5 protein-coding genes are annotated in these 3835 nt (G+C 68.9%); 4 read left to right on the top strand and 1 reads right to left on the bottom strand.

The genetic code is table 11. The features are described from left to right. Positions 1-80: 80 nt before the first annotated feature. Positions 81-377: a GNAT family N-acetyltransferase gene (locus RMO85_RS05015; protein ID WP_310526859.1), complete on the bottom strand. Its 297-nt coding sequence runs from the start codon at positions 375-377 to the stop codon at positions 81-83. A gap of 116 nt (positions 378-493) precedes the next feature. Here RMO85_RS05015 and RMO85_RS05010 point away from each other — a divergent pair, with 116 nt between their 5' ends. From RMO85_RS05010 to RMO85_RS04995, 4 genes are read left to right on the top strand one after another with little or no spacing between them, the layout of a single operon-like run. After that, the gene (locus RMO85_RS05010; RefSeq protein WP_310526858.1) at positions 494-1504 is read left to right on the top strand and encodes a PhoH family protein; all 1011 of its coding nucleotides are present in this window, start codon (positions 494-496) and stop codon (positions 1502-1504) included. Beyond that, the gene (gene ybeY, locus RMO85_RS05005) at positions 1501-1998 is read left to right on the top strand and encodes an rRNA maturation RNase YbeY (protein ID WP_310526857.1); all 498 of its coding nucleotides are present in this window, start codon (positions 1501-1503) and stop codon (positions 1996-1998) included. Before RMO85_RS05010 ends, ybeY begins: the two co-directional genes overlap by 4 nt. After that, complete coding sequence (locus RMO85_RS05000) at positions 1988-3292, top strand: hemolysin family protein (protein ID WP_310526856.1); 1305 nt, start codon at positions 1988-1990, stop codon at positions 3290-3292. The genes ybeY and RMO85_RS05000 overlap by 11 nt, the downstream gene beginning before the upstream one ends. Next, positions 3285-3635, top strand: coding sequence for a cytidine deaminase (locus RMO85_RS04995; protein ID WP_310526855.1), 351 nt, complete (start codon positions 3285-3287; stop codon positions 3633-3635). The genes RMO85_RS05000 and RMO85_RS04995 overlap by 8 nt, the downstream gene beginning before the upstream one ends. Positions 3636-3835: the final 200 nt, after the last annotated feature.

Genomic DNA, 3835 nt, shown 5'->3' with positions numbered 1-3835 from the left:
GTGGTCGTCGGGATCCTCGTCGTACCACTCGAGGGCGTCGCGGTCAGGACCCGGCATGTGAACAGCGTACGAGGCCGGCGTCAGAGCCGTCGCGTGGCGAACAGGGTGGTCCCGTGGACCGCGTCCACTTCCTTCCGGTCGGTCTCGATGAGCCCGAGCTTGGCGAGGGTCCGCCGAGAGGCGATGTTCCAGTCCCAAACGGTGGCCCACAGGCGTTCGTATCCGGACGATCTCGCCCAGTCGAGGACCGCCGACGAGGCCTCGGTCGCGTATCCCCGATGCCAGACCCGACGGAGCAGCTCGACGATGGCCGGTGGGTGCGGATCGACTCCCGTCTCGAGGACGACCTCGCGGTCCGGAGTCGCTCCAGCTGCCATGCCCGCAGGCTCTCACGCCGATCGAGGGACTACTCGTTGGGCGACCCCGTCCCGCCTCGGTAGCATGGAGTCTCGCTCCACCACCGATCCGGGAAGGCCGCCCGCCCAGGGCATCCATGACTGAGAGTTCACCAGCACCGACGCACACCGTCATCGTGCCCAACAGCATCGACATGGTCAGTGTGCTCGGCCCCGGCGATGCTCACCTCGGCATCATCGAGCGGGCCTTCGGCGCGACGGTGCACGTCCGCGGCAACCGGATCACGCTCAGCGGCCCGCCCGCCGAGATCGCGCTCGCGGAGCGTCTGCTCGACGAGATCGTCACCATCATCCGCACCGGTCAGGGCGTCAGCGAGGAGATCGTCGAGCGCATCATCGCGATGATGAAGGCCGAGACCAAGGAGCGGCCCGCCGACGTGCTCTCGCTCAACATCTTAAGCAACCGCGGTCGCACGATCCGCCCCAAGACGGTCAACCAGAAGCACTACGTCGACTCCATCGACAAGCACACGATCACCTTCGGCATCGGCCCCGCCGGCACCGGCAAGACCTACCTCGCGATGGCCAAGGCCGTCCAGGCACTGCACGCCAAGCAGGTCAACCGGATCATCCTGACCCGCCCGGCCGTCGAGGCGGGGGAGCGGCTGGGCTATCTCCCCGGCACGCTCAGCGAGAAGATCGACCCCTACCTCCGCCCGCTCTACGACGCGCTGCACGACATGGTCGACCCCGAGTCGATCCCCAAGCTGCTGGCCGCCGGCACCATCGAGGTCGCCCCCCTGGCCTTCATGCGCGGCCGCTCGCTCAACGACTCCTTCATCATCCTCGATGAGGCGCAGAACACCTCTCCCGAGCAGATGAAGATGTTCCTCACCCGGCTCGGCTTCGGCTCCAAGATCGTCGTCACCGGTGACGTCACCCAGGTCGACCTCCCCAGCGGAGTGAAGTCCGGCCTCCGGGTCATCGAGGGCATCCTCGACGGCCTCGAGGACATCTCGTTCAACCGCCTCACCGCCAGCGATGTCGTCCGGCACAAGCTCGTGGGCAAGATCGTCGAGGCCTACGACGAGTTCGACGCCTCGACACCGCGCGCCGAGCAGGGCCGACCCCTCGGGACCCGCTCATGAGCATCGAGATCCTCAACGAGTCGGGCACCGACCTCGACGTACGCCGCCTCTCCTCCTTGTCCCGGTTCGTGATGGACAGGCTGCGGGTGCACCCGCAGGCCGAGCTGTGCATCAAGGCCGTCGACGAGGACACCATCGCGCTCCTCAACGAGCAGTGGATGGAGAAGGAGGGCCCCACCGACGTGCTGGCCTTCCCGATGGACGAGCTGCGTCCCGGCACGGTCACCGAGGATCCCGAGGAGGGCGTCCTGGGCGACCTGGTGCTGTGCCCGACCATCGCCGAGCGCCAGGGCCTCGAGGCCGGCCACGGGCGCGACGCGGAGATCGAGCTGCTCACCGTCCACGGCATCTTGCATCTTCTCGGCTACGACCACGCCTCCCCTGAGGAGCACACGGACATGTTCGGCCTGCAGGAACGGTTGCTGGAGGAGTGGCGGGCCCCCCACGTGCACCGTCCAGCGGTCCATCCGCTGTCCCGGCCCCGTGATAGGTGATCTGTGGCTGCTCCTCGGAGCAGCCTTGCTCGTCTTCATGGCCGGACTCTTCTCCGCCGCCGACGCCGCTCTCGGAGGTTTCTCGCATGCCCGCGCCGAGGAGCTCGAGGACGAGGGCCGGCCCGGTTCGCGGCCCCTCGTGCGGATCCTCGAGGACCCGGCGCGCTACCTCAACACCGCCCTGCTCCTGCGGCTGCTGTGCGAGACGGCCGCGATCGTGATGGTCGCGCTGTGGATCCATGACCTCTACGACGGCGACTTCTGGCCCGCCTACCTCACCGCCGTCGGCTCCATGCTGCTGGTCTCGTTCGTCGCGATCGGGGTGGCCCCGCGCACCCTCGGCCGCCAGCACGACGCCACGGTCGCGCTGGTCGCGGCCGGGCCCCTGTCGTTCGTCACCTCGATCCTGGGGCCGATCCCACAGCTGCTGATCCTGCTCGGCAACGCCCTCACGCCCGGCCAGGGCTTCCGCGAGGGACCGTTCTCCACCGAGACCGAGCTCCGCGAGCTCGTCGACCTCGCCGAGGCGTCGGCGGTGATCGAGTCCGGGGAGCGCAAGATGATCCATTCGGTCTTCGAGCTCGGCGACACGACCACCCGTGAAGTGATGGTCCCGCGCACCGACGTCGTCTACATCGAGCGGCACAAGAACCTGCGCCAGACGATGTCGCTGTTCCTGCGCAGCGGCTTCTCCCGGGTCCCGGTCATCGATGAGAACCTCGACCACGTCGTCGGCATCGCCTACCTCAAGGACATCGTCCGGCGTGACTTCGAGCAGCCCGACGTCGAGTTCACCCAGCGCGTCGACGAGGTGATGCGCCCTGCTCACTGGGTGCCGGAGTCCAAGCCGGTCGACTCGCTGCTGACCGAGCTGCAGGCCCGGCGCCAGCACATCGCCGTCGTCATCGACGAGTACGGCGGCACGGCCGGCATCGTGACCATCGAGGACGTCCTCGAGGAGATCGTCGGGGAGATCACCGATGAGTACGACGAGGACGAGATCGAGGTGGAGTACGTCGACGACTCGACGTACCGGGTCTCCTCACGCTTCCCCGTGGACGATCTCGACGAGGTCGTCGGCATCGAGGTCCACGACGAAGAGGTCGACAGCGTCGGTGGCCTGATGGCCAAGCACCTCGGCCGCGTGCCCATCCCGGGGTCGGTGGTGGAGTGCCACGGACTCCGCTTCGAGGCGGAGCGCCAGACCGGGCGGCGCAACAAGATCGGCACGGTGCTGATCAGTGTGGTGGTGCCCGAGGAGCCCGAGGACGAGCAGGAGGACGGCGATGACTGACCAGAGCGAGCCGACGCTGTCGAGCGAGGACCAGAAGCTGGTCACCCTCGCCCGGGCCACGCGGGCCCGGACCGCCGCGGCCGAGGGTGCCGCCGTGCGCGATCTCGACGGGCGGACCTACGCCGCCGCCACGGTGGCGTTGCCGTCGCTCGCGCTGGCGGCGCTCGACGTGTGCGTCGCGATGGCGATCGCGTCGGGCTCGCGCGGCCTGGAGGCGGGAGTCGTGCTCACCTCATCCACGGACACCCCGTCGGTGGTCGCCGCCCGGGAGTTCGCCGGCACCGGGGTGCCCGTGCACGTGGGCGACGTTCGCGGTGCGATCGGCTCGACCCTCTTAACCTGACTATCCGAACGCGCTAGCGTGGAGTGGTGCGCACCGCAGTCGGGTGGGATCGACACCGGGAGGGCGTCGCGCGGCTCCTGGAGTCGTACGTCGCACTGCCGGGTGCCGCCCCCGTCCGGTTGGCCAAGCCGACCTCCAACCTGTTCCGCGCACGCGCCCCGCAGGCCGCTGGCCTCGACGTGTCCGGCCTTGACGGCGTG

It is taken from the genome of Nocardioides sp. (assembly GCF_031422975.1).
In the GTDB taxonomy this organism is placed as follows: Bacteria; Actinomycetota; Actinomycetes; order Propionibacteriales; family Nocardioidaceae; genus Nocardioides.
The sequence above is the reverse complement of the archived record's forward strand: the minus strand, read 5'-3'. Positions and strand labels throughout refer to the sequence as shown.

What these genes read in the sequence shown, in the direction of transcription:
- RMO85_RS05015 (WP_310526859.1), bottom strand. Translation starts at nt 377, where the DNA reads ATGGCAGCTGGAGCGACTCCGGACCGCGAGGTCGTCCTCGAGACGGGA.
- RMO85_RS05010 (WP_310526858.1), top strand. Translation starts at nt 494, where the DNA reads ATGACTGAGAGTTCACCAGCACCGACGCACACCGTCATCGTGCCCAAC.
- ybeY (WP_310526857.1), top strand. Translation starts at nt 1,501, where the DNA reads ATGAGCATCGAGATCCTCAACGAGTCGGGCACCGACCTCGACGTACGC.
- RMO85_RS04995 (WP_310526855.1), top strand. Translation starts at nt 3,285, where the DNA reads ATGACTGACCAGAGCGAGCCGACGCTGTCGAGCGAGGACCAGAAGCTG.